This window comes from Phenylobacterium sp. (assembly GCF_035569475.1).
Taxonomy (GTDB): domain Bacteria; phylum Pseudomonadota; class Alphaproteobacteria; order Caulobacterales; family Caulobacteraceae; genus Phenylobacterium.
Map to the genome: position 1 here is coordinate 43,956 of NZ_DATMNA010000094.1, position 19,827 is coordinate 63,782.

Annotated in this window: 23 protein-coding genes and 1 tRNA gene; 6 read left to right on the top strand and 18 right to left on the bottom strand. The window is 69.7% G+C overall.

All coding sequences use genetic code 11. The features are described 5' to 3' along the window. Positions 1-3: 3 nt before the first annotated feature. Positions 4-1,296, bottom strand: a complete 1,293-nt coding sequence (gene murA, locus VNW53_RS14975) for a UDP-N-acetylglucosamine 1-carboxyvinyltransferase (protein ID WP_325556551.1) — start codon at positions 1,294-1,296, stop codon at positions 4-6. Positions 1,297-1,647: 351 nt separating this feature from the next. On the opposite strand from murA, the gene VNW53_RS14980 reads away from it, so the two are divergent. Then, a tRNA-Thr gene (locus VNW53_RS14980) sits at positions 1,648-1,722 on the top strand. Positions 1,723-1,806: 84 nt separating this feature from the next. After that, positions 1,807-2,361, top strand: coding sequence for a DUF2239 family protein (locus VNW53_RS14985; RefSeq protein WP_325556552.1), 555 nt, complete (start codon positions 1,807-1,809; stop codon positions 2,359-2,361). On the opposite strand, the gene VNW53_RS14990 is transcribed toward VNW53_RS14985, so the two are convergent. Genes VNW53_RS14990 through VNW53_RS15025 form a run of 8 tightly spaced genes read right to left on the bottom strand, consistent with a single transcriptional unit; the run spans position 2,330 to position 6,620 of the window. Further along, complete coding sequence (locus VNW53_RS14990; protein ID WP_325556553.1) at positions 2,330-2,533, bottom strand: hypothetical protein; 204 nt, start codon at positions 2,531-2,533, stop codon at positions 2,330-2,332. The genes VNW53_RS14985 and VNW53_RS14990 overlap by 32 nt on opposite strands. Continuing rightward, on the bottom strand, positions 2,523-2,900 hold the full coding sequence (locus tag VNW53_RS14995) for a hypothetical protein (protein WP_325556554.1): 378 nt from the start codon (positions 2,898-2,900) through the stop codon (positions 2,523-2,525). Before VNW53_RS14995 ends, VNW53_RS14990 begins: the two co-directional genes overlap by 11 nt. Next, a complete protein-coding gene (locus tag VNW53_RS15000; RefSeq protein ID WP_325556555.1) occupies positions 2,897-3,328 on the bottom strand; it encodes a D-Ala-D-Ala carboxypeptidase family metallohydrolase in 432 nt (143 codons plus the stop codon). The genes VNW53_RS14995 and VNW53_RS15000 overlap by 4 nt, the downstream gene beginning before the upstream one ends. A 30-nt stretch (positions 3,329-3,358) precedes the next feature. Next, positions 3,359-3,598 carry a hypothetical protein gene (locus tag VNW53_RS15005; protein WP_325556556.1) on the bottom strand — a complete coding sequence of 80 codons (240 nt, stop codon included), beginning with the start codon at positions 3,596-3,598 and terminating at the stop codon, positions 3,359-3,361. After that, positions 3,582-3,866: a hypothetical protein gene (locus VNW53_RS15010; RefSeq protein ID WP_325556557.1), complete on the bottom strand. Its 285-nt coding sequence runs from the start codon at positions 3,864-3,866 to the stop codon at positions 3,582-3,584. Before VNW53_RS15010 ends, VNW53_RS15005 begins: the two co-directional genes overlap by 17 nt. Before the next feature lies 1 nt (position 3,867). After that, positions 3,868-4,722, bottom strand: coding sequence for a hypothetical protein (locus tag VNW53_RS15015; RefSeq protein WP_325556558.1), 855 nt, complete (start codon positions 4,720-4,722; stop codon positions 3,868-3,870). Beyond that, the gene (locus tag VNW53_RS15020; protein ID WP_325556559.1) at positions 4,723-5,091 is read right to left on the bottom strand and encodes a hypothetical protein; all 369 of its coding nucleotides are present in this window, start codon (positions 5,089-5,091) and stop codon (positions 4,723-4,725) included. After that, positions 5,088-6,620 (bottom strand): hypothetical protein, encoded by a 1,533-nt coding sequence (locus VNW53_RS15025; protein ID WP_325556560.1) that lies wholly within the window; start codon positions 6,618-6,620, stop codon positions 5,088-5,090. The genes VNW53_RS15020 and VNW53_RS15025 overlap by 4 nt, the downstream gene beginning before the upstream one ends. Positions 6,621-6,910: 290 nt before the next feature. Here VNW53_RS15025 and VNW53_RS15030 point away from each other — a divergent pair, with 290 nt between their 5' ends. Continuing rightward, entirely contained in the window at positions 6,911-8,431 is a 1,521-nt protein-coding gene (locus tag VNW53_RS15030; RefSeq protein ID WP_325556561.1) for a glycosyltransferase family 4 protein, read from the top strand. A gap of 43 nt (positions 8,432-8,474) precedes the next feature. Beyond that, positions 8,475-9,170 carry a hypothetical protein gene (locus VNW53_RS15035; protein ID WP_325556562.1) on the top strand — a complete coding sequence of 232 codons (696 nt, stop codon included), beginning with the start codon at positions 8,475-8,477 and terminating at the stop codon, positions 9,168-9,170. A gap of 539 nt (positions 9,171-9,709) precedes the next feature. Here VNW53_RS15035 and VNW53_RS15040 read toward each other — a convergent pair. The 8 genes from VNW53_RS15040 to VNW53_RS15075 form a co-directional block, all read right to left on the bottom strand. Then, complete coding sequence (locus VNW53_RS15040) at positions 9,710-10,126, bottom strand: hypothetical protein (RefSeq protein ID WP_325556563.1); 417 nt, start codon at positions 10,124-10,126, stop codon at positions 9,710-9,712. A gap of 13 nt (positions 10,127-10,139) precedes the next feature. Continuing rightward, positions 10,140-10,649, bottom strand: a complete 510-nt coding sequence (locus VNW53_RS15045; protein WP_325556565.1) for a hypothetical protein — start codon at positions 10,647-10,649, stop codon at positions 10,140-10,142. 47 nt (positions 10,650-10,696) lie between these two features. Continuing rightward, the gene (locus tag VNW53_RS15050; RefSeq protein WP_325556567.1) at positions 10,697-12,487 is read right to left on the bottom strand and encodes a sensor histidine kinase; all 1,791 of its coding nucleotides are present in this window, start codon (positions 12,485-12,487) and stop codon (positions 10,697-10,699) included. 54 nt (positions 12,488-12,541) lie between these two features. After that, positions 12,542-14,323, bottom strand: a complete 1,782-nt coding sequence (locus tag VNW53_RS15055; protein WP_325556569.1) for an ATP-binding protein — start codon at positions 14,321-14,323, stop codon at positions 12,542-12,544. Between the two features lie 73 nt (positions 14,324-14,396). After that, a complete protein-coding gene (locus VNW53_RS15060) occupies positions 14,397-15,779 on the bottom strand; it encodes a hypothetical protein (protein ID WP_325556571.1) in 1,383 nt (460 codons plus the stop codon). Further along, positions 15,776-16,309, bottom strand: a complete 534-nt coding sequence (locus tag VNW53_RS15065; RefSeq protein WP_325556572.1) for a hypothetical protein — start codon at positions 16,307-16,309, stop codon at positions 15,776-15,778. The genes VNW53_RS15060 and VNW53_RS15065 overlap by 4 nt, the downstream gene beginning before the upstream one ends. Positions 16,310-16,652: 343 nt before the next feature. Then, positions 16,653-16,844 (bottom strand): helix-turn-helix transcriptional regulator, encoded by a 192-nt coding sequence (locus tag VNW53_RS15070; protein WP_325556574.1) that lies wholly within the window; start codon positions 16,842-16,844, stop codon positions 16,653-16,655. A 9-nt stretch (positions 16,845-16,853) separates the two neighbouring features. Further along, positions 16,854-17,198, bottom strand: coding sequence for a hypothetical protein (locus VNW53_RS15075; RefSeq protein ID WP_325556575.1), 345 nt, complete (start codon positions 17,196-17,198; stop codon positions 16,854-16,856). Positions 17,199-17,688: 490 nt separating this feature from the next. Between VNW53_RS15075 and VNW53_RS15080 the strand changes: the two genes are divergently transcribed. Then, positions 17,689-18,636, top strand: a complete 948-nt coding sequence (locus VNW53_RS15080) for a carboxylesterase/lipase family protein (RefSeq protein ID WP_325556577.1) — start codon at positions 17,689-17,691, stop codon at positions 18,634-18,636. Next, entirely contained in the window at positions 18,637-19,206 is a 570-nt protein-coding gene (locus VNW53_RS15085) for a carboxylesterase family protein (RefSeq protein WP_325556624.1), read from the top strand. Positions 19,207-19,500: 294 nt separating this feature from the next. Here the strand turns inward: VNW53_RS15085 and VNW53_RS15090 are convergent, their stop codons facing one another. Further along, on the bottom strand, positions 19,501-19,773 hold the full coding sequence (locus tag VNW53_RS15090) for a hypothetical protein (protein WP_325556579.1): 273 nt from the start codon (positions 19,771-19,773) through the stop codon (positions 19,501-19,503). Between the last annotated feature and the right edge of the window lie 54 nt (positions 19,774-19,827).

The window sequence follows — 19,827 nt, forward strand, 5'->3', positions numbered from 1 at the left end:
GGCTCAATCCTCGTCGCCTTCGCCATCGCCCTTGATGCGGCGGATCTGGGCCCCGCAGGCGCCGAGCTTCTCCTCCAGGCGCTCGAAGCCGCGGTCGAGGTGATAGACGCGGTTGACCATGGTTTCGCCGCGGGCCGCGAGGCCGGCGATGACCAGGCTGACCGACGCCCTCAGGTCGGTCGCCATCACCTGCGCGCCCTCCAGGGCCACGACGCCGCGTACGCGGGCCTCGCCGCCCTGCACCGAGATGTCGGCGCCAAGGCGCGCCAGTTCCGGCGCGTGCATGAAGCGGTTCTCGAAGATCGTCTCCTTGATGACGCTCTCGCCCTCGGCCAGCGTCATCAGGGCCATGAACTGCGCCTGCAGGTCGGTGGCGAATCCCGGATAGACGCCGGTCTCGACCTCGACGGCTTTCAGCAGAGCGCCGTTGCGCCGCACGGTCAGGCCGTCGTTATGCGCAATCACCTCGACGCCAGCCTCGACCATCTTGTCGATCAGGGCCTGGATGAAGTCGCTGCGCGTGCGGGTCAGCCGCACCTCGCCGCCGGCCATGGCTGCGGCCACCGCATAGGTTCCGGTCTCGATCCTGTCCGGCATCACCGCGTGGGTCGCGCCGTGCAGCCGGCCGACGCCCCGGATGCGGATCACCGAGGATCCGGCCCCGGACACCTGCGCGCCCATGGCGTTCAGGCACTCGGCGAGGTCGATCATCTCCGGCTCGCAGGCCGCGTTGGTGATCACCGTCTCGCCATCGGCCAGCACCGCCGCCAGCATGGCGTGCTCCGTGGCGCCGACGGAGTTGAACGGGAAATCGATCTGAGCGCCTTTCAGGCCCCGCGGCGCCTGGGCATAGACGTAGCCCTCGTGCAGGTCGATCCGCGCCCCCAGCGCCTCCAGCGCCTTCAGGTGCAGGTCCACCGGACGCGCGCCGATGGTGCAGCCGCCCGGCAGCGAGACCTTCGCCTGTCCGGTGCGCGCCAGGAGCGGCCCCAGGACGTTGAAGGAGGCGCGCATCTGCCGCACCAGGTCATAGGGCGCGAACCCGCTGGTGATCTCCGGCGTCCGCAGCAGCGTCTCGGGCCCGTCCTCCCCCTCGGCCTCCACCACTTCGGTTCCCAGCCGCTGCAGCAGCTTGCCGAGGAAGCGCGTGTCGGCCAGGCGCGGCATATTGGTCAGCCGCAGGGTGTCTTCGGTCAAAAGGCTCGCCGCCATCAGCTTGATGGCCGAGTTCTTGGCGCCGCTGATCGGGATTTCGCCCTGCAGCCGCGCGCCGCCGGTGATGGCGATGCGGTCCAATCCCAATCCTTCGAGGCGGCCGCGCTTTTTCGGGGAGTCGTGATGGCGGCGCGAAGCCGATATCTAACGTGCGCCAGGGCGCCGCGCAAAGGCCGCTCAGCCCTCCTCCCCGCTTTTCGGCCTTTCGGGCTCCGGAACCTTCGCCCCGCCGCCGGCCTTGCGTCGCCGCAAGTTGGCGCGCAGCGCCTGTGCGAGCTTGGCCTCCCGCTCGGAAGGCGGCCGTTTCGGAGGCTGGTCAGCGGGCGGCATGCGCAAGGGGTGCGGCGCTCGGTCCTGCCCGTCAAGGCGCCCGTACGCGGATTGGGGCTTCACGCGGCCCCCCACGTTGGCTATAGCCGCGCCTCGCCATTCGCCGCGATAGCTCAGTGGTAGAGCGCATCCTTGGTAAGGCTGAGGTCCAGGGTTCGAATCCCTGTCGTGGCACCACTCTAAAAAAGACCCGCAGCGCGAGCTGCGGGTCTTTTCCATTCTAGTCTTCGCCCGAAATTACACCCGGGGTAAAAGGTAAGAATGGAGACGAATCTCACCGCGTTCGCCGGCCCCAGGATCGTTGCGCGCGGCGACCTTCACGCCGTGGTTCGCGCGGCGCATGCCTGCGCCGACCAACCGATCCTGGTCTTCGACGACGCCACCGGGCGACCCGTGGAGCTTGATCTTCGCGGCACGGTGACTGAGGCCATCGCTAGGCTGGCGCCTCCGCCCCTGGCGCCGAAGGCCGCGCGCGGCCGCCCAAAGCTCGGCGTCATCGCCCGCGAGGTCACGCTCCTGCCCCGTCATTGGGAATGGCTCGCCAACCAACCGGGCGGCGCGTCCGCGGCCCTGCGCCGCCTCGTCGACCAGGCGCGGCGGGATATGGGCGACGCTGACGCCATCCGTCGGGCGCAGGCGGCGACCTATCGGGTGATGACCACGCTCGCCGGCGACCTACCCGGCTATGAAGAGGCCGCGCGGGCCCTGTTCGCCGGCGACCAAGCCCGTTTCGCCGCGTTGACCGCCCCGTGGCCTGCCGACATCGGCGACTACGTTCGGAGCCTCAACGCGAAGCCGAGCTCCCCTTCGCCGTAATCTGATCTTCCAGGGCGTGCTCGGCGGCGTGGGTCTGGACGGCGAGCGCCCGGGCCGCGTCGCAGGCGACCAGTTGGGCGCCACGCGTCGCATAGCCGATCTCAAGGTCCGCCTGGGTCGGCGCCTGGGGCAGCAGATAGAGGCTGCAACTCCGGCTGGCCTCAGGGGGCATGTCCACTCGCGGGGCAATCGCCGAGATCGGGGTCCGTGAGGCACAGTTGCAGGTCAGCATCGCGCAGGCGAGCAGCGCGGGAAGGGTCGAGCGGCGCATTGGCGTCCTCCGATTTCAGAGCCTTGGGCGTGAGCTGGGCGACCACCGCGCTGGCCGCGTCGCGCTGTCGAACCACCACCTCGACGCGTTGGGCGCTTGCCTGCGCGCCCCGGACCTCAAGGCCGGCGACCGCGGCCTTGGCGAGCGCCGCTTCGGCCTTCGGCTTCTCGCGGACCGCGTCGTCGTGGCGGCCTTTCCAATAAAGTCCGGCGGCGGCGGCCAGCACTGCGCCCACCGCGGCGAGGATCAGGATCAGGCGCGCGCTCATTGCGCCAGCCCCAGCCCATAGCCGCCGCCGGCGCGCCGGGTCAGCACCTGGCGGCGCAGACGTGGATCGAAGCTGATGTGGCACCACGTGCCTTCTTCGATCAGTTGGTCGAAGGCGATGGCGGCCTTCTCCAGGGCCGCACAAACCGCCCGAGGCTCACCAAATCCGTAGCAATTGAAGTCCACCGCATGGCCGGACAGGTGCGCCGAGGTGGCCGCTCCGCCCACGGCCCGATTCAACGCCGGGCAGCGATAGCCGCTGGAGACGCTGATCACCCGGTCGCCCAGGATCCGGCGCACCGCCTCCATCTGGGCCGCGGTGTTGCGCAGCGTCGCCACCACCTCCGGCGGCGGCGTGTTGTCGAACTCCCGATGCTGGGTGCACGAAAGCTCTTCCAGCGCGAAGTGCGCCGTAAGCGGGGTGGTCATGGCCTTGATCCTGTTGTGGGGAAGTGACGCCTACGGCGCGGTGCTGCGCGCGGCGTGGGCCAGCTTCGCCCAGTCGGTGACCGTCGCGCCGGCCAGATAGAGCGTGGCCGTGACCACATTGGCCCCGATCAGCGCCAGGCCGATCCATTTCAGCGCCTCGGCGTTGTTCAGCCGCCAGATGATCGCGCCCAGGCCGGCGCAATTCATCACCGTCACGGCATAGGTGTAGATCCGCCGCCAGAGCCAGCGGACCTCAATGGGCGGCGACATCGGCGACCTCCTGGAGGGCGGCGGGACGGGCGGCTTCTAGGTGCGTCAGGCGCGCCTGGCTTCCCGCCCAGACCTGGGCCATCGCCCAGGCCAGCAGCGTGACGGCGATCACCCAGAAGCGATTCTTCAGGCCCTCGACGGCGCGAAGGGTGTTGGCGGCGGCGTGCTTGATCTCACCGAGGCGTTCTTCGCATCGCGCTTCGTGGTCGGTGAGACGCTGCTCGACGGAAGCAAGGCGCTCAGAGCCAACTTGATCCAGCCTAGCCATCTCAACCGCCGTAGCTTGCGCTGGCATTGACGTTCGTCGATTGCCCCTTGCTCTGGGTGTTCGACGTTGCGTCCGTCGTCTGACCCGTGAAAAGGTTGATCGGCAGCCCGTTGAGCATCGCCACGAGCTGGGCGGTGTTCGTCACCGGCGCCTGATCCTGTTGCTGGGAGATGTTGCGCAGGTCGTCGCCGGCGGCCGTCTGGCTCGCGATATCCGCCCGCTGGTTCGCGCCGTATTGGCCCGCGATGTTGGCGATCTGCCCCGCCGCGGCCAGCCTCTGGGCCTGCTGCTGCTGTTGTAGCTGGGCCTGCGACGTCGCCGCGCCCAGCGCCTGCGAATAGCCTTGCGAATAGAGGTTGCCGATCGACGTGGCGCGCGCCCGCGCCAGCTCGCCCTCGGTGGCCGATTGCGCGAGCGCCGCGCCTGAGCCGCCGAAGGCGCCGGAGCCCGCCAGATTGAGCGCCTGCTGCGCCCGCACCTTGGCGTCGTTGGCGTCGAGATCCGCCGAGGTCGCGTTCACCACCTGCTTCACATAGGGGTTCATGAACTGGCCGATGTCGGATGAGATGCTGGGGGTGTCGGCCTGGGCGACGCCCGTGGTCACATTGGTGGCCGCGTCATAGTCCCAGGGCGTGCCGGAGAGGCCGGCGGCGCCGGCGCCCGCCTGCTGCTGCAGCGCGTTGGCCGGCGCGACATAGCTTTGCGGATTGGCTCCCACCAGCCCGCCCACCTGTCCCGCGACGCCCTGGGTGAGGTTGGACGCCCAGTCCGGGACGTTGGGTGTGGTCGTCGAGTTGGTCGCGGTGTTGGAACTGCTGCTTGTGTTGGTCTTCGAACCGCCGATCTTCAAACTCATCTAGAGATCCTTTGCGATGATCCGCGCCAGGGGCGCGTAGCCGTGTGGTTTCAAGGTCCGTTCCCAGCCGGCGCGGCCGATCACCAGCACCCGCCGGCACCGCTGGGCGCGGCCCCAGGCCTCGACCTGCGGGAGGACGTCGCCCTCCAGCTCCTGCCGCTCGCCGCCGGCCAGCCAGATCAGCAGCCGCCGCTCGCCGGGATCCTGCTCGACGGCCGCCACCAGCGCGCTCGCCGCGCCAGGCCACAGCCGCGCCTCGCCGCGATCGACCGCGGCCTTCACATCGGCCAGGGCGTGGGTTCGTCCGGCGTGATCCAGCGCCGCCTCGAGCCAAGGCGCACAGCGGGCCCATTCATCGTCGCCGCTCACCGCCGCCCCGCCGGCGTCGCGTCGAACACCGGCTGGCCGATCCGGCAGGCCGTGGGCGCGCTCGATCCGGCGAAGGTGACCTTGAACAGCCGCCCGGAGACCAGCACGTCGGTCTTGGCGTCCTGCGGCGCCATGGCGGGCGCGGCCACCACCTGCTCGACATCCTGCGGATGGCGCCGCGCCGAGATGCTGACGTTGACGGGGCCCTGCTGGTCTTTGAAATCCGGCCAGATCTCGCGGACCAGAAGGCAACTCTCCGGGTCGAGATAGCTGTCGGCGGTCTGGATGAACCAGGCGAACGGCTGGCCGTCGGCCGAATGGCCCTTCTCGTGGTGATAGACCCGCCCGCCATAGGTCACGCCCAGGGGATAGAGCGACGGCCCGGCGTCCACGAAGGCGGTGCGCGCCATGAGCCCGCGGTGCCAGGCGCCCGCATCGCCCCCCGACAACGCCAGGGCCAGGTAGCGGCTGTTCTCATAGCCGTCACGGCTGTCCGGATAGTCGAACCGCACCTCGGAATATTCGCCGTTCGACGACACCACGACCTTGTCGCCCTGGCTGGCGGCCAGGCTGTCGGCGAAGTCCTGTCGGATCGGGCACAGGATCGGCTGCGGCTGGCCGCCGACGCCATAGCTGTAGAATTGCCGGTCGGGGCTCACCCAGAAGGCGGTCTGCCCGACCACCACGGCGGCGTTTGGGCCGATCAGGCCGCAATTGCGTCCCACTCTGTCGAACCGCCAGGGTTCATCCAGGGCTCCCACGAAGGTCCCCAGGAAGAGCGCGTCGCTGGTCCAGACCAGCAGATAGGGTCCCGCCATCCGTCCGGCGACGATCCGCCCTCCCCCGGTCAGCACATATTCCCGCGCCGTCGAACCCGAGGCGGTGGTGCTCCACTGGGTGTTGTCGCGGATCGAGGAGTGGCGGATGCAGAGCGGGTTGAAGACGCCCGAAACCTCCTCGTTGCACCCCAGGGCGAAGACCTGGTAGCCGCCGTTCAGCGGCGCCACGAGCATGTGGGTCACGTTCGCCGGCGCATTGGCGATCGCCACGGCCTTGGACGCCGTGCTGTTGGTCCAGGCGAAGATCGTCTGGTTGCGCGGGCTCGCCAGCAGGTTCTGGCCCCAGGCGCCGAACGACCAGGTCAGCGGAAAGTAGTCGGTGTTCGAAGGCTGCCCGAAGCCGCCGACGCCGTAGGCCCCCGTGCCGAAGCCGGCGCTGCCTGCCCCATCGATCGCCCCGGCCGCGAATCCCGACGCCGGCGTGATGTCGAACAGCACCCCGCCCTGCCAAAGCTGCAACTTGGAATGCGTACCGAAGGCGATGTTCAGCACAGCGGCGTTGTCGGTCCAGGGAAACACCGTGCGGCAGACCCCGGTCAGCGGGGTGTCCACCAGGCTCTCCCATCCGCCGATGGTCTGCGCCCGCCCGAGGCGAAACCGGACGTTGGACCCGTCCGCCCAACGGCCATTGCCGGCGAAACTCGTGTCGTCGCCGTTGAGACCGGGCGGAAGATCCAGGGGTATGCGCATGTCGGCTCCATGAATTGCCCGGGCGACTCCGCCGCCGTTGACGTCCGGGCGGCGCGAAAGTCTCTCGCGATGGTGGGTTTTCCTTGCGACCCCAACGCCGCTAGGAGAGCGCCATGGCCACCGCTTCTCCGACCGACGCCGTCATCCGCTTCGAGCCCGACGGCTACGACCTCAAGGGCCCCCGCCTGCTCGGGCGCCAGTCGGCGGGCAACGGCTTCCTCCGCGCCGCCGTCCAGGGCCGTGGCGAGGGCCCGGTCTACGGCCATACGGCGCGCACGGATTCCGCGCGGATGTTCAAGCGCATGGTGCGCGAGTTCGACCCTTCAGCCGACCCGGTCTTGATCGCCGCCGGACAGCTGGATCAGATCGGCCCGAAGCGCGGCGTCCTCTACATCGCGGACCCCACGCTCACGAGCTTCGCGCGTCTGCGGCAGCGCGTCGGACCGGGCAGCTACTCGTTGTGCGGCGTGACCCACACCCTGGCGAGCGATCTCACCTTGGAGACCATCGGCGACCTCTTGTCCGAGGCAGTCATGCCCTGGGACGCACTGGTGTGCACGTCGACAGCTGCGCTTGAGACGGTGCGGCGCGTGCTCGCCGCGAAGATCGAGTTCCTGCAGTGGCGGTTCGGGCGCGGAGCGCGCCTGCGCCTGCCGCAGCTGCCGATCATACCGCTCGGGGTTCACACCGCGGATTTCACCTTCAGCGACGATGAAAAGGCCTCTCACCGCCAAGCCCTCGGCATCGCGCCTGACGAGGTCGTCGCCCTCTACCTGGGTCGGCTGCTCTTCTTCAGCAAGGCGCATCCATTTCCGATGTTCCAGGGACTGCAAGCGGCCGCGGAACGGTCGGGGAAGAAGATCGTCCTGCTCCTTTGCGGGCGGGCCCCGAATCCTCAGTTGGAAGCGCCCTTCCTGGCCGGGGCGGCGAAATATGCCCCGGACGTCCGCACGATCCTTGTCGACAGCCGCGACGACGACCTCCGGCGCGGCGCCTGGGCGGCCGGCGACCTCTTCGTCTCCCTCGCCGATGGCATCCAGGAAACCTTCGGCCTCACGCCCATCGAAGCGATGGCGGTGGGCCTGCCGGCCGTGGTGACCGATTGGAACGGCTACCGCGACACCGTCCGCGACGAGGTCGATGGCTTCCGGATCCGGACCTGGGCGCCAGAGCCGGGCCTGAGCGGCGAGGCCTACGCCCTGCGCTACGAACTGAAGCTCCTGGACTACGACAATTACTGCTGGGCCGCCGCGGCGGCGACCTCGGTCGACCTGGGCCAGTTGGCCGATTGCCTGACCGCCCTCGTCGAGCAACCCGACCTTCGCCGACGCATGGGTCTGTCCGGCCAGGCCCGCGCCCGCGAGACCTTCGACTGGGCGCAGGTCTATCGGCAGTACCAGGCGCTCTGGGGCGAACTGAACGCCCGGCGCCTGGCGGCGGCGCAAGATGCGGAAGAATGGGCCTGGGCGAAGGCCGCGCCCAGATTGCCGCCGTCGCGGCTCGATCCCTTCCATGCCTTCGGCCATTACCCGACCGCGATGATCGGTGGCGACACCGTGGTGTCCCTCGTCCCGGGCGCGACGATCGAGCTCTACCGCGACCGCGCCGCCGACGGCCTATTCGTCAACGCAGGCGCCGCGGATCCCGTGGTGTCGCTCATGTGGCCGCGGCTTGAGGCCGGTCCGACCACCGTCGCGGCCTTGGCGAAGGACGCCAAGCTCTCAGTCGGCTGGGCGGACGCCGTCGTCGGCGCCCTAGCGAAGATGGGCGTGGTGAGGCTGGAGCCGCCGGCGCCGACGCAACGCGGATGATGTGCCAAATGCACGGCTCTCGCGCCCGTGGTAGGACCCGGACATGAAGTTCAACATGGGCTGCGGCGCCCGGAAACTGCCGGGCTTCCTGAATGTCGATGGCATCGCAGCCTGCGAGCCCGATGAACTTGTAGATCTTGAGGTCACGCCTTGGCCTTGGCCCACCGACTGCGCCGATGAGATTATCTTCAATCATTCTCTTGAACACATGGGTGCTGATCCGAAAATTTTCTTGTCGATCATGGCTGAAATCTATCGTATAGCTGACGCTGGATGTATTGTTCAAATCAACGTGCCTCACCCACGTCACGACAACTTCATCAGCGACCCGACGCACGTTCGAGCGATCACGCCCCAGATGCTATGCTTGTTCGACAAGCGGCTCTGTGACGAAGGGATTCGCCGAAACGCCGCCAACACGCCGTTCGCCCACTACCTCGGGGTGGATTTTGAACTGACCCACACTCACACGGTGGTCGAGGAGCCCTTCCTTTCTCAGTACAGGAGCGGTGTTCTGAGCGAGGATGCATTGCGCCTCATGCTACGCACGCAACTCAACATCGCCCGCGAATTCAAAATGACGTTGCGGGTGCGCAAGGATCATACCGCCGTCACCCGCGAGAAGGTGGCGATCAACAGACCGCCACCAGCCGGTGCCGACAAGGCACCTCCGCCACCAAATCCCGCGGCCGAGCCGCCAGAAGTGGCACCCACGCCTCCGCTGATCAGATCGCCATAGTCTTTGAAGCCGCCGCTACCGCCGCCGCCTCCGCCGCCGCCTAAGGTGCCACCACCGGCTCCGCCATGGTCCCCCGCCGCACCCACCAACGCATTTGCCCCACCTGTTCCACCGGCGCGATGGACTTCATCCTGCCCCACGGTCCCGCTGAATCCGCCGCCCACGCCTGGTATGTTCAGCGCACCACCGATGCCGCCTTGGGCGACAATGACTAACCCCGAGGGCAGCACTAGTGCGGTCGCGCCGCCATTGACGCCGTTGCCGATGCCAGCAGCGCCCAGTGTATAAGTCAGGGCTGTATTCGGCGGGCAACGGAAACGCTTCCAGACCGCCTCGCCGCCTCCGCCGCCAGCGTTTCCTCCCGAGTTCTGGCAGCCGCCTCCAGCACCAAACAACCACGCCTCGACAATGGTTGGATATGCCGGAGACGTGAGGCTCGTGACCGTCGATCGGTAGGCGACTTGCAGTATTCGGGCACGCAACGATTTCGTAGCCATCCGCTGGCCCACAAGTCCGCGAAGGGGTTGGCCGACAGACATCTAGAAGTCCGCCCACTCGGCTTCGAAGGACCACGAACCGGCTACGCCGCAGGCGACATAGAGCTGCTCGCCAGGAGCCAGAACCTTTGGCGTGTCGTCGGAATAGCCAAAGTCGACCAAAGGCGGCAGCGTCGTTGCGGCCATGGTATAGCCGCTTGGGGCGCCCAACGCGGCATTGGTGAACTTCTTGGTCGCACCACCGTCGAGGGAGCGAAACTCCTGTAGTTGGGTCACAGTCACCGTCGCAGCCGGAATGGCCCGCAGCTTAGTCAGGCGCGAGCCGTTCGCGCCCGCTGTCACGAGCAATGCGGTGTTGGTAGGCGAGGCGCTGTAGGTGCTGTTCGCCAAGAATGACTGATTGATGTGCGCGGACTTCGGTGTCTGCGGCGTGATGATCGAATTGGCTGTGCCGGCCATGGCTCAGGGCTCCTTAGAGGGCGACGGCGAGCGCGACCTGCACGCCGAGCACCTTGGTGGAAAAGTCGGAGAGGTCGCTGCTGGAGATCGGCTGCCAGCTCGCATTGGTCCCGTCGGTCTTGACGAACCTGCCGGCGTTGCCGGCTTGCGCCGGCAGGGCGCCGGCGTTGTAGGACCAGGCCGTGGCGGCGACGAAGTCCTTGATCGACAGGCCGCCATAGCCGGGCGTCTTCACGTTCGCCCCGTCGCAGACGATCTGGACGATGTCGCCCGGATCGACGCTCACCGCGCCGCCGGCCCCCGTGGTCAGGGTGACGCCGGCGCTGCAGGCGTTCCAGACCAGATAGGCCTTGCTCACCGACGGCAGGGTCACCGTGAACGGCCCGGCCCCGGTGAATTTGAGCATCGCCGCGCGGGCCTCGTCGTCGCCGGCGTTGGCGGTGGTCAGGGCATAGTCGCCGGTGAGCGCCTTGGTCAGCCAGCCCGCCACCGCATAGTCGGCATGGCCCAGGACGGCGTTCAAATCGCGCGCGAAAGTCAAGAACAAAATAGCAACATCTGTGCGCGCGCTCACGCCGAGGAGACCGCCTGCTCCAGCGCCTCGCCCGGCAGCTCCAGCTCGCAGACCAGGCCCTCGGGGCGCCACTCCAGCCGGCTCGACCCGCCCAGCGGACCGGCGAGCGCGCGGGCCAGCATCACCGTCCCCAGGCCGCGGCGCGAGGGCGTCGCCACCGTCGGGCCGCCGCTCTCGCTCCAGCGGAGGACCAGCGGTCCGCCGCTGGCGCGGGTCCAGCTCACCGCTACGCGGCCCTTCGGCCTCGACAACGACCCGTACTTCGCCGCATTGGTCGCCAGCTCGTGCAGGGCCATGGCCAGCGCCTGGGCCGCCGGCGGCGACAGCGCCACCTCCGGCCCCTCGATGCTCACCCGCGTGGCCTCGCCCAGGCTGAAGGCCAGCAGTTCCTCCTCCACCAGCCGGCGCAGGTCCGCGCCCTCCCAGCGCGCTTCGGAGAGCAACTGGTGGGCCCGCCCCAGGGCCGAGATGCGCCCGGACAGCACCTCCTTCAGCGCCTGCACCGTCGGCGCCTGCGACAACTGCACCGTGCTCAGCACCACCGTCAGCAGGTTGTTGGCCCGATGATCCACCTCGCGGGCCAGGAGCTTCAGGCGCTCCTCGGAATCCTTGCGCTCGGTGATGTCCATCACCACCCCGATGGCGCTGCGCGGCGCGCGCTTGGCGTCCAGCTGGATCTCCGCGCGCGCCAGCAGCCAGCGGACCGCGCCGTCCAGGCGCCGCACCCGGTACTCGACCTCGAAGCGCCGCTCGCCGCGGGCCAGGGCGTCCTGCGCCGCCTGCCGCAAACGGTCCTGCTCGCCGGGCAGGTAGAGGGCGTCGATCTCGCCCATGGTCGGCCGCGCGTCGTCGGCAAAGCCCAGGATCCGGTTGAGTTCGACGCTGGGGGTGATCCCTCGGCTCCCGTCTACCTGCCAGACCGCCATGCGCCCGGCGTCGATGGCCAGCGCCAGGCGCGCGGCGCCCTCGTCGCGCTCGGCCTCCGCCCGCTTGCGCGCGGTGATGTCCTGCAGGGTGCCCACATAGCGCGTCGCGACGGCGCGGCCATCGACGGTCTCGAACACCGCCCGCGCGTTGGCGAACACCCAGCGCACCTCGCCGTCGGGCAGCCTCAGCCGGTATTCGTAGGGCCGCTCGTCGCGCACCTGCGGGTCGAGCGCGCGCCGGGCCTGGGCCGAGGTCTGCGCGAAGTCGTCCGGGTGGGTGACCGCGGCCACCATCTCATAGGTCACCGGCGCGTCCGCCGGGAAGCCGCAGATCGCCCTGGCCTCCGGCGAATAGATCATCTCGTTGCTGATCGGCCGCCATTCCCAGACGCCCACCGCGGCCGCCTTGGTGGCCAGTTCCAGCCGCGCCTCGCTGGCCTGCAGCGCCGCCTGCCCGCCCACCAGCATCCGCGCCCGCGACCGGAACACCTCGGCGAACGCCACGATCGAGCCCGCCGAGACGAAGTAGAGCACCAGCGTCACCGCATCGGCCTCGGTGGGTCCCGCGCCGCCCGGATGATGCATGGCGATGAGCCAGGCGGCGACGCCGCCGACCACGACGACCGCCGCGCCGGACATCCAGCCCGCCAGCAGGGTGGCCAGCAGCACCGCCGGGAACTGCAGGGCGAAGGGCAGCACGCCGGGGAACGCGGCCTCCAGGCTCCGGCGCGCGACGCTGACGGCCGCCAGCAGGACGAGGGTCACCAGGACGCGGGTCAGCAGCGTCGGCGCGGCCCCGTCCAGGCGTCCCAGCAGGTTGATCTTGCTCAGTCGAATGGACAGCTTGCCCGCCTCGCGCACAGGCCGGCATCTGGGCGCGGCCGCCCGCCTCGGTCAAGCTCGCCGGGCCTGACTCTAGGCCGCCGTGACCGCTCCGCCCTCGCCGGCCTCCTGGCCTCCCGGAGCCCGGGCCAGCTCCAGGGCCGCATAGAGGTTCGCCGCCTCGATCGGCTTGGCCACGTGGCCGTCCATGCCGGCCTCGCGGTAGTCGGCGATCTGGTGCGCCATGGCGTTGGCGGTCAGGGCCACGATCGGGGTGTAGGCGCGTGCCGTCCGGGCCTCCGCCGCACGGATCGCCCGCGTCGCGGCGGGGCCGTCCATCACCGGCATCTGCACGTCCATCAGGATCAGGTCCCAGGGCTCCCGGGTCCAGGCCTCCAGGGCCGCGCGCCCATCGGCCACTACCGTCGGCTCGACGCCCGCCTGCGCCAGCAGGGTCCGGAGCACGAGCTGGTTGATGGCGTTGTCCTCTGCCGCCAGCACCCGCAGCGGGCGCTCGGGCGAAGCGGGCCCGTCCGGCGCCGGCGTCGCGGGGTTCGGCGCTGTCGCCCCTGCCCCTTCCGCCGCCGTGGCCCGCGGGAGCGGCAGGCTCGCCGTGAAGGTCGAGCCGCGCCCGGGCGTGCTGGCGGCCTCGATCGACCCGCCCATCAGCCCGGCCAGCTCGCGGCAGATCGACAGCCCCAGCCCCGCGCCGCCATAGCGCCGGGTGGTCGAGGCGTCGGCCTGCTCGAACTTGCCGAACAGGCGCGACAGCGCCTCGTCGTCGATGCCCACGCCGCTGTCGGCGACCGCGATCCGCACCGCGTCGCCGTCTCGGCTCACGGTCACCACGATCCGCCCGGCCTCGGTGAATTTCAGGGCGTTGGAAATCAGGTTGTGCAGGATCTGGCGCACCCGCGTCGGGTCGCCCAGGCAGCGGCCGCCCGCGCCCGCGGCGAGCTCCAGCTCCAGGGCCAGGCCCTTGGCGTCGGCCAGCGGCGCGAAGGTGTCCCGCGCCCCGGTCGCCAGCGCCGTCAGGTCGAATTCGATGGTCTCCAGCTCCAGCTTGCCCGCCTCCACCCGGCTCAGGTCCAGGATGTCGTTCAGGATCGCCAGCAGGCCCTCGCCGGACTCCCGGATCACCTGCACCTGGGCGCGCACGTCGCCGGGGAGGGACGGCTGGGCGGTGATCGCCTGGGCCATGCCCAGCACCCCGTTCAGCGGCGTGCGGATCTCATGGCTCATGGTGGCCAGGAAGGCGCTCTTGGCGCGGGTGGCGGACTCCGCCTCGTCCATGGCCTGGACGATGGCCGCATTGGCCCGCGTCAGCCGCTTGGCCTCCATGAAGTTGACGCCCATGCTCACCGTGGCGTGCCCCACCGCCGCCAGCATGGTGACCTCGACCAGAACCTGGTCGACCCCATGGAAGTGCTGGACCAACAGGGGCGCCAGCGCCGGCGCCGCCAGCGCCGGCAGGGCCGGGATCAGCGCGCCGATCGAGCGCCCGTGGTGGGTGTCCAGGTAGAGCAGGTGCCCCGCGAAGAAGGCCATGCCCGCCAGTTGGCAGGCCACGTGGCTGGAGGACCACAGGATCGCCCCCGCCGCGCTCCAGGCGGCGATCGCCGCGGCGTAGACCGCCACGCAGATCCACGCCTCCGCCCGGCTCAGCTTCAGGCCCCGGGCCATGGGCCGGGTCACCTCCCGCAGCGGCCATTCGACGGCGACCGCGGCCACCACCCAGAACCCGGCCTTCTGCCAGCTCTCGCCCAGGCCCATGACCGCCCAGACCACGCCGGCCATCAGCAGGCGCATGGCCGAGAAGTGGAAACTTCTCGCCCCGGCCTCGCTGAAGCGCTCGTCGAACCAGCCCTGAAGCATCCCGCCCCCGAAACCCGGGCGCGGAGCATGGCCGAGGTTCCACAAGGCGCGGTTAATGCCAGGCGCGATCGCCTCACCCCATCCAGCCCAGCGGCGCGCCCACGCTCGCCCGGCCCGGCCGCCGGACCGCGGCCCCGCCGCTGCGGTTGGCCGCGAACTCGCCGAAGGCGTCGGCCCCGTGGCTCGACTCGTCGTGCAGCGGCCCGCCATAGCTGCGCGTGGCCCGGTTCCACCGCTTGCGGTAGCCGCGCAGCCGCTCCAGCCCGCCGGCGCACTTCTCCGCGTCGAACCAGGTCATCGGGATCATCAGCCGCCCGGCGTTGATCCGCTCCTCCGGGTCCATCGCCGCCCCCACCGAGATCGGCGACAGCCCCAGCCCGCCCAGGGTCTCGAACCGCGAACGCCCCGCCGCCCCCAGCTCGCGCACCATCACGTCGTGCGGCAGGTGGTGCGTCCCATAGGTGTAGGGCTTGCCGGCCAGCCCGGCCTGCACGATTCCCGCCAGCCCCTCGCCGGAGGCCTCGAAATAGTCGATGGCGCGCACCTCGCGGCCGGCCTGCTGGAAGAACCAGATGGCCGTATAGTCGTCGATGCCCAGGTCCCAGGCGGTGTCCACGCGCAGCGCCGGATCGAACGGCACGCGCCCGATCCGCCCTTCCCGCTCGGCGTCCCGCAACAGCGGCGCGTAGTAGGCGCCCGGCGCCGCGGCGTCGAAATCCACCAGATATTCCGACGCGTACCGCGCCTCGCCCTCCTCCACCGATCCCAGCTCGGCGATCATCTCCGCCCGCTCCCGCTCCAGTTGCTCGGGCGTGAACACGTCGGTCAGCGTCGCCGGCGACCTGAGCGTGAACCACTCGTCCTTCCGCAGCCGGCGGCTCTCGAACGCCCGCGTCGCATGCCCCCGCCCGCGCGGCGTCCACAGGAACAGCGCCCAGCCCCCGTTTTCCGCCAGGATCGGCCGGATGAAGCTCCACGCCTCCGGCTTGGCCAACGACCACTCGGAAAACACCACGCCCACCGGCGATGACCCCACCAGGCTGTTGTAGTTGTCCGATCCCGCCACCTGCCATGTGGAGCCGTTCGCCAGTTCCAGCTTCATCTCGCCGTTGAAGCGCCGCGCCCGCACCTCGCGCGGAAACGCCTCGTCGATCCGCCGCTTGCCGGTATGCGGGTTCACCGCGTCCCAGATCGCCTTGCGCCCCTGCGACGCCTCGGGAAGCAGGTGCCAGTAGCTGCCGACCCGCTGCGACGCCGACAGCGCCGCCCAGCGCAGCGCGACATCGTCCTTCCCCCACCGGCGATGGGCCACCACGTCGGCGCGCGTGCAGCCGTCCAGCAGCGCCTCCCACAGCTCGACCTGATGCGGTCGCGGCATCCAGTCGACCGGCATGCGCAGGCGCGGGACCGCCTCGTCCTCCGTGGGCGCGGGCGCTGCCTTGCGCCGACCGCTCATTGCGGCGTCCGCCGCGAGCGCGACGCCGCCGGGCGGACTTCCCGCACATAGACGCTCCCGTCCGGCCGCGTGACCTTCTCGAACCGCCGCACCTCGATGATCAGGCGCTGGGTCTGGGTGTCCTCGGCGTCGTCATGGACATCGCTGCGCGTCCCGTAGCGGCGAGGCGCAGCCTTCGCCGCCCGCCACTGCAAGGCTCCCACATGCAGCCGGTCCGCCTGCACCGTCGCCGCCGTCGCCGCCTCGGCCACCGCCAGCGCCTTGTCGGCCCGCAGGTCCGCGGCCATCTCGCGCGCCTGGGCCAGCGCCTCGGCGAACTCCGGATGCTTGCGCTGCCATGCGTAGAGCGTCGTGTAGCTCGGCATCCGCCCGGTGTTGGCGATCCGGAACCAGGCCTCGCCGTTGGCGATCCGCTCGCAGATCTCCCGGGTGATCTTCTGCGAATACCGCACGCAGACCACCGTCCCGTCGACGCGCACAGTCTTGCCCGCGGGCCCGTTGCCCCGCGAGTTCGATGTCCTCTTGGGCATCGGAACCTCCTCAGTTGTGGATTTGGCGCGGAGCCTCAGCCCCGACCCCGCTCATCCCCGCGAAGGCGGGGAGCCAGGTTTTTTGGCTGCGGCCGGACGCGATGAACTAAGCGATGAACCAAGGGGACAGGACGACCTGTCCCTAACAGCGCACCGGGACCCGGCCGGCGCCCCGTCGGCGCGGTCCGAAGTTGAAGAGAAGGCCCAGCGGGACCTGGCTAGGGGCGGATGTCAGCTATGCGCAGCAAGCGGAAGCCGACACGGCGCCCTAGAGCGGACTCCCGCAAAGCCGCCGAAGGGTGGGAAGCTGTTCCTTTCCAAGGAAAAGCCCGCCGGGGAGGATTCACTGGTCACGGAAAACCACCTCTAGCGGCAGACCGAAGAGGCGTGCGATCCTGAAGGCGAGCGGCAGGCTGGGGTCATACCTGCCAGTCTCGATGGAGTTCACCGTCTGGCGCGACACATCGAGACGTTCAGCCAGTTCCGCCTGGCTCCAACCCCGTTGCGCGCGCAGCTCCTTCAGGCAGTTGTCCATGCGTGGCCGCTAGCGTTTCGCCATCCGCTGCGCGGCCCGGGCGATCAAGGTGCTCAGCAGTTGGGCAAGAACGAGTCCGCCCCATCCCAGAGTGAAGAGTGCGCCGGGCGTGCTGCGGCGTCCGAGGAGATGCTCGAGAAAGGCGCCTCCGCCCACAAGGCAGAACACCATGACCGGCGCGGTGAGCAAGATGGCCGCGGTGGATCCAATGAACCAGGAGGTCTTGCGGGTTTCCTGTTCCCTCTCGTCAAGCCGGCGCCACGAGACCAACCAACCCACAGCGATCACCCAAGCCAGGCTCGCGAACTTGGCCAGCGCCAGCCAGGGCGCCGCCGCCTGGACGTCGGGGCCCAAGATGGCCCACGAAACCGCTGATCCGCCGAGCCAAATTACCACCGCGCCGACAACGGCCAATGCAACAGATCGAATGAATGCGACGTGTCGACGGCTGGGCATAGCTCGAAAATCCAAATGACAAACAACCTTGTCATACCTGTCCGGCAACGTCAAACATCCTTGTCATCGCCCGTCGCGGCGGCACGCTTGTGTGGGTCGAGAGCTCGTGGTCACGCAGCGTCGGGTCATCTGAAGTCGATATGTGCGAGCGCCTGACAGGTCGGGGACGAAATCGAACAGGCGTCGAGAGTGGACGTTTGGAACGTCCGCTATGGGTCGAAAGCGGTCTCAGACTTCCACCTCGAGAGCGGACTTGCCCGACGCCGCCTGAGAGTCACGATCAGGCACTCTTGACCCCTCCCCGCCGCCCCGCGCACCCTCCGCGCCGTCCCGGTTCCCGCAGCCGGACGCCGGAAACCACAAGCGGGCCCACGGGGATGGACCACAGATGACCCTTCGCACGACCCTCGCCGCCGCGGCGGTTCTCGCCCTGGCCGGCCTCGCCGCGCCCGCCTTCGCCGCCGACACCGTGAAGGTGGCGCAAGGGACGCTCCACGGCGCCACGGCCGGCCCGGTGGCCAGCTTCAAGAACATCCCCTTCGCCGCCCCGCCGGTGGGCGACCTGCGCTGGCGGCCGCCGCAATCTCCCGCGTCCTGGACCGGCGTTCGCGACGCCACGGCCTACGGCCCCATGTGCATGCAGATGCGCCAGGTCACCCCCGACGTGAAGCAGTCGGAGGACTGCCTCACCCTCAACGTCTGGACGCCCGCCGGCTTCAAGCCGGGCGGCAAGCTGCCGGTGATGGTGTTCATCCACGGCGGCTCCTTCACCGGCGGCTCGGGCTCCAACGCCATCTATGACGGGACCCACTTCGCCGAGCGCGGCGTGGTGCTGGTGACGGTCAACTACCGCCTGGGACGCCTGGGCTTCTTCGCCCATCCGGCGCTGACCGCCGAGCAGCCCGGCGCCCCGCTCGCCAACTACGGCATGATGGACAACATCGCGGCCCTGAAGTGGGTGCAGGCCAATATCGCCGCCTTCGGGGGCGATCCGAAAAACGTCACGGCCTTCGGCGAGAGCGCCGGCGGCATCCTGATCAACGACCTGATGGCCTCGCCCCAGGCCAGGGGCCTGTTCGCCAAGGCGATCTCGGAGTCCGGCTTCGGCCGCGTGCCGGGCCTGCCCATGGCCGCCGCCGAGAAGGCGGGCGTGGCCTACGCCACCGGCCTTGGCGTCGCCGGAACCGGCCCCGACGCCGTGAAGGCCCTGCGCGCGCTTCCCGCCGACCAGCTTTCCAAGGCCACCGGCCAGATCACCCCGATCGTCGACGGCAAGGTGATGCCCGAGGGCCCCGCCGCGGCCTTCGCCGCCGGCCGCGAGCTGAAGGTCCCCTAAATCGCCGGCGGCAACAGTTGGGAGGCGAGCCTCTTCCCCAACAACACCCCGCTCGACAACGCCGGCCCGCTCCGCGACAAGCTCGTCGCCGTCTACGGCAGCCCGGCGGACCTCAAGAACGTCCAGTGGGACCTGGCCACCGAGGCCATGGTTATCGAGCCCGATCGCCTGCTCGCCCGCCTGCACGTCAGGAACGGCCAGAAGGCCTGGGTCTACTACGACAGCTACATCCCGGCGTCGCAGCGTCCGACGACCCACGGCCTCGCCCACGGCGGGGAGCTGATGTACGTCTTCGGCACCCTCCCCGACCACGACCGCGTCCAGGGAACCCGCACCATCCCGGCGGCCACCCCGGACGACCGCAAGTCCGGCGCCGCCATGACCGACGCCTGGGTCGCCTTCGCCAAGGCCGGCGATCCCAGCACGCCCGCCGCCGCCTGGCCGGCCTACACGCCCGCCAACGACACCGTGCTCGAGTTCGGCGCCGACGGCGTCCACGCCCGCGCCGCCTTCCACAAGCCTTCCCTCGACCTGGTGGAACAGCTCGCCGCCGCGAACGCGGGGCGTTGAGAGGCCAAGTCTAGGGCTCATCGACATTCAGGCCGGCGCCTAAGGCTGCCTCCTCCCCTTGTGGGAGGAGGTGGCCCGCGCAGCGGGTCGGAGGTGGGGTTTCTCGGCCTCCCGGCGCAGCTCGAAGCTCAGTCTCGCGCCGAGAGCCCAGCGCGACCCCACCTCCGTCAGCCCTCCGGCTGACACCTCCTCCCGCAAGGGGAGGAGGAAGACCCGGGTCCCCGCTGGACGCCGCCCACGAAAAAGGGCGGCCCAGTGACCGCCCTTTCCCTTGTCTGAAATCAGGTTCACGCCTTAGCGCGGAACCCAGACGCCGTGCTCGTAGTAGCCACGGCCCTCGTGATAGTCGCGCCAGTGGTGCTCGCGATCGCTGTCCCAATGCTGGTGGAAATACCAGTCGTCGGGATGGGACCGCAGCACGACGTGCGGATAGACGACGCGGTTGTCGACGTGCCAGCAGTCGCCCTCGGCGTTGCATACGATCCGCGCCGAGGCGGCGCCGGCGGTCGCCAGCGCGCCGATGCCGATGACAGCGGCGATCGCCGCGACGGGTAATTTGGTCTTCATAGGGTCTCTCTCCAATCTCGCCGCCGCGCCCTCGGTCGCGGTGTGGCTGGCGGG